This is a genomic window from Corallococcus interemptor (genome assembly GCF_003668875.1).
GTDB lineage: Bacteria > Myxococcota > Myxococcia > Myxococcales > Myxococcaceae > Corallococcus > Corallococcus interemptor.
In genome coordinates this window covers 1-1,319 of the sequence record NZ_RAWM01000268.1, presented here as the reverse complement: position 1 = coordinate 1,319, position 1,319 = coordinate 1, and the positions used below count along the sequence as shown (strand labels likewise).

Sequence of the window (1,319 nt, the reverse complement as noted above, 5' to 3'; positions counted from 1 at the left end):
CCGTGGGCGCGGGCGGCGGGGTGGGGCGCTGGACGGCTCGGGCCGTCGTCACCGGACCCGCGGAGGTGTTCAGGCGCAGCGGCTCGCGCACGTACGCCGGCGGCGGGATGTCCGCGGGCTCGGGCTCACGCGAGGCGGCGGGACGGGGCTGCGCGGGCACGGGCTCGTGGGCCACGGAGCGCGCCAGCTGCTCCACCATGTCCACCGTCATCGACTCGTCGTCGGGCGGCGGTGGCGGGGGCGGCGTGAGCGCTCCGGCCTGCTGCTGGGCGACTGCTTCACCCAGCTGGACGAAGCGGGGCGGCAGCGGCTGGCGGTAGATGATGGAGATCCACTCGCGCACCCGCAGCTCGATGGCGACCCACAGCTCCAGGGGCTTGCCCAGGAGGAAGCCGACTTCGTCCAGCTCCTTCTTGGGCACCGGGTAGGCGCACGCCACGTGCAGCGTGTTGCCGTCCAGCGACAGGGGGACGACGCTCAGGCGCTCGGCGATTTTCGGGGGGATGAAGCTGGCGACCTCGAGGTTGGGCTCGAAGTCCACCAGGTTCACGGGCCGGAAGCCGGAGACCTCGCCCAGCATCGCGAGGACGTCCGCTTCGGAGAGGCCGCGCTCCAGGAGCGCGGTGTCGATGTGGCCACCCTGGGCCTGATGCTGACGCAACAACTCCCCGGCCTGCTCCTGGGTCAGGAGGGCGCGCGAGACGAGGTGCTGGGCAAGACGCGAAGGCATGAAGGCCGCGGCATCTTACGGCCGCGGCCGCAAGGCACAATGAGCCGGTTTCAGCTCGGTTGGACGACGAAGGTGGACGTCAGCTTGTCATGGAGCGTCTGTCCGCGGCGGTCGAACAGCGCCATCCAGAACCCGCCCAGGAAGAGAACGAAGGAAAGCCCGGCGAGCAGCGCCCGGAAGATGGCCCGGCCCGGGGTGGGCGCCATGCCATGGGTGTCCACCAGCCGCAGGCCCAGGAGCAACCGTCCCAGGGTGCGTCCATTCCACAGGAAGGCCGCCACCGCGCAGTACACGGTGGCGAGCACCACCACCAGGACCACGCCCGGCAGCAGCACGGTGTGCAGCGCGCGCAGCCAGGCGACGAACGCGTCCAGGCCGGTCAGCCCCGGCTGCGGCCCCTTCACGCCCGCGATGGACGAGGCCAGGGTGATGTAGGCGGCCGCCACGGCGCTGATGGCCGCGGTGTCGACGGTGAAGGACAGCAGCCGGCGCCACAGCGAGGCGGGCCGCGCGTGGACCTCGCCCGCGGCCGGGGCGGCCGGGACCGCCGGGGCCGCGGAGACCTTGGACTTCGGGGGGGCCGAGGGGG

General features: G+C 72.8%; 2 protein-coding genes. Both read right to left on the bottom strand.

Annotated elements, in window-relative coordinates; all coding sequences use genetic code 11:
* On the bottom strand, positions 1–730 hold a 730-nt coding region (locus D7X96_RS39035; protein WP_502260797.1), incomplete at its 3' end, for a GspE/PulE/PilB domain-containing protein.
* 50 nt (positions 731–780) lie between these two features.
* Positions 781–1,319: RDD family protein (locus D7X96_RS39030; protein ID WP_121771997.1), on the bottom strand; the 539-nt coding region annotated here is incomplete at its 5' end.